This is a genomic window from Pseudomonas sp. R62, from assembly GCF_000257605.1.
Lineage (GTDB): Bacteria > Pseudomonadota > Gammaproteobacteria > Pseudomonadales > Pseudomonadaceae > Aquipseudomonas > Aquipseudomonas atacamensis.
Genome location: NZ_JH635998.1, coordinates 1,238,142 through 1,240,757, shown reverse-complemented (window position 1 = coordinate 1,240,757; position 2,616 = coordinate 1,238,142). Strand labels below are relative to the sequence as shown.

Genomic DNA, 2,616 nt, shown 5'->3' with positions numbered 1-2,616 from the left:
CGCCGAACAGACCAACCTGCTGGCGCTCAACGCCGCCATTGAAGCGGCCCGGGCCGGCGAGCAGGGGCGCGGTTTTGCGGTGGTCGCCGACGAAGTACGTACCTTGGCCAAGCGTACCCAGCAATCGACCGAAGAAATCGAGCAGATGATCGCCAAATTGCATGGCGGCGTCGGCGCGGCGGTGAAGGCCATGGGCGTCAGTCATCAGATGGCCAATGGCACGGTGGGACAGTCGGAGAAGGTCCAGCAGGCGCTGGAGAACATTCTTGGCGCGGTGGGCATGATCGTCGACCAGAACCAGCAGATCGCCGCTGCCGTCGAACAGCAGACCGCCGTGGCCCATGACATCGATCAGAACATCGTCGAGATCAACCGCGCTGGCGAACGCACAGCGCAAGGCGCGCACCAGACCGAAGATGCCAGCCGCGCGCTGTCGGCGCAGGTGGTTGAACTCAAACAACTGATCAGCGCATTTCGTGTTTGAGAGGCTGGAACCGGATCAAAAATGTGGGAGCGAGGCTGCTCGCGAAGGCGGCGGGTCAGGCACTGACGATGTCACTGACAGATTGCTTTCGCGAGCAGGCTCGCTCCCACAGGGGACGGCGGTGTTACCAGCCGAAGACTTCGCAGCAGTTGGCGGTGCTGGCGTTGGCCAGTTGTTCAGGCGTGATATTCATCAGCTCGGCCAACGCCGCACAGATTGCCGGCAAATGCGCCGGGCTGTTGCGCTGGCCGGGGAACATGGCGGGGGCCATGTCTGGTGAGTCGGTTTCCAGTACCACCGATTGCAGCGGCAGTTCCGGCAGCACCCGATGCATGCGCAATGCCTGCGGCCAGGTCGGTGCGCCGCCGATACCCAGTTTGAACCCGAGCTTGATGTACTCCCGCGCTTCCTCGCGACTGCCGGCGAAAGCGTGGATGATGCCGGCGCGTTTGAGCTTGAAGCGCTTGAGCGTGGCGATCACCGCTGCGTGGCTGCGGCGTACGTGGATCAGCGCCGGCAACTCGAAGTCCGCGGCCAGTTGCAGCTGCGCTTCGAACAACGCCTGTTGCCGTTCGCGATCGAGGTTTTCGATGAAGTAATCGAGGCCGATTTCGCCCACCGCGCATAACTGCTGATGCCCGCGCAACCGTGTCAGCCAGTCCCCCAGTGCGTGTAAATCCTCGGGGCGATGCTGATCGAGAAACACTGGGTGCAATCCGAACGCCGCGTACAGGTCGGCATCGCTCTGCACCAGATCCCAGACCCGTTGCCAGTTGCCCTGATGCACGCCCAGCACGACGATGCGCTGCACGCCGAGGGCACGGCTTTCTGCCAGCAGCGCCGCGCGATCGGCGTCGAAGTCGGGGAAGTCGAGGTGGGTGTGGCTGTCGATCAGCTCCACGATTCAGTCCCGATGAATACGCTGCTTGAAGGTCCGCGCAATGGCTTGCACGCCCGGTTGGTAGTCGTCCTGCTCCACGGCGGCCAGCGCCAGTTCCAGGGCCTTGTCGGCGATCAACTGGTGTTGCTGGGACATGGCGTTGACCGGCAGCGGCAGGAAATCCAGCAACTGCGTGTCGCCGAACGTGCCCAAGCGCAGCGGCCGCGATTTCAGCGGGAAATCATGCAGCGCATCGAACACGCCTTGCAGCAGCACGTAGGAGGTGGTCACCAGTGCGTCAGGCAAATGCCCCAGACGCTGCAGGAGTTCTTCCATCAATTGCTTGCCGCACTCGCGGCTGAACGACTCGGCGTGCTCGACCAGCACCTCACCTTTGAAGTCTTTGAGCGCTGCGCGGAAACCGGCGGCACGTTCCTGGCTGATGCTCAGCTCCGGGCGGGCGCCGAGCAGCACGATCTGCTTGGGCTGCGGATCGAGCAGGCTCTGGGTCAGATGCAGGCTGGCCTCGCGGTCGTCGCTGATCACCGAGCAGAAATGCTCCGGCTCCATGACCCGGTCGATGGCGATGATCGGCAGACCCTTGGCCTGCAACTGGCGATAGCTGTCATCACCGGCCGGCAGGCAACTGGCGACGATCAGCGCATCGCAGCGACGCGCGCGGAACAGTTGCAGCAACTGGCGCTCGCTGTCCGGCGCATCGTCGGAGCTGGCGATCAGCAATTGATAACCGCGCGCCCGTGCGCCTTGTTCGAGCAACTTGGCGATCCGCGCGTAACTGGGGTTTTCCAGATCCGGCAGGATAAAGCCCAGGGTGCGCGTGTGCCGACTGCGCAGGCCCGCCGCTTGCGGATTGGGCGTGAAGCCGTGCAGATCGACCACCGCGCGCACGCGCTCGACGGTCGCGTTGCTGATGCGTTGCTGTTCGGCCTTGCCGTTGATGACGTAGCTGGCGGTGGTCACGGACACACCGGCAAGACGGGCGATATCACTGAGTTTCAAACCGGGATTTCCTTGTTTTCTGGAGCGGGCCCCGACATTTTCTCCAATCGTAACCGATTCCTGTACACGACCAATGTCCTGGCTCAAGCGCCGAGTGGTTCTTCAAGGATGCGCAATTAACGCGTAGTCTTCCATAAGATCTAGATTAAACGTTTCAGCCAGCGTATTTTTACGACGTTCGCGACTGAGTGGCTACTGCCAATTGACTACTCAGTCAGTTAATCATGAACAC

3 protein-coding genes are annotated in these 2,616 nt (G+C 62.2%); 1 reads left to right on the top strand and 2 read right to left on the bottom strand.

From position 1 onward, the window contains the following. The coding region (locus OQK_RS06995; RefSeq protein WP_038860669.1) for a methyl-accepting chemotaxis protein at positions 1 to 484 on the top strand (484 nt) is incomplete at its 5' end. Positions 485 to 608: 124 nt separating this feature from the next. On the opposite strand, the gene OQK_RS06990 is transcribed toward OQK_RS06995, so the two are convergent. Further along, entirely contained in the window at positions 609 to 1,385 is a 777-nt protein-coding gene (locus tag OQK_RS06990; protein WP_016771743.1) for a TatD family hydrolase, read from the bottom strand. A gap of 3 nt (positions 1,386 to 1,388) precedes the next feature. Next, positions 1,389 to 2,384 carry a catabolite repressor/activator gene (cra, locus tag OQK_RS06985; RefSeq protein ID WP_016771742.1) on the bottom strand — a complete coding sequence of 332 codons (996 nt, stop codon included), beginning with the start codon at positions 2,382 to 2,384 and terminating at the stop codon, positions 1,389 to 1,391. Between the last annotated feature and the right edge of the window lie 232 nt (positions 2,385 to 2,616).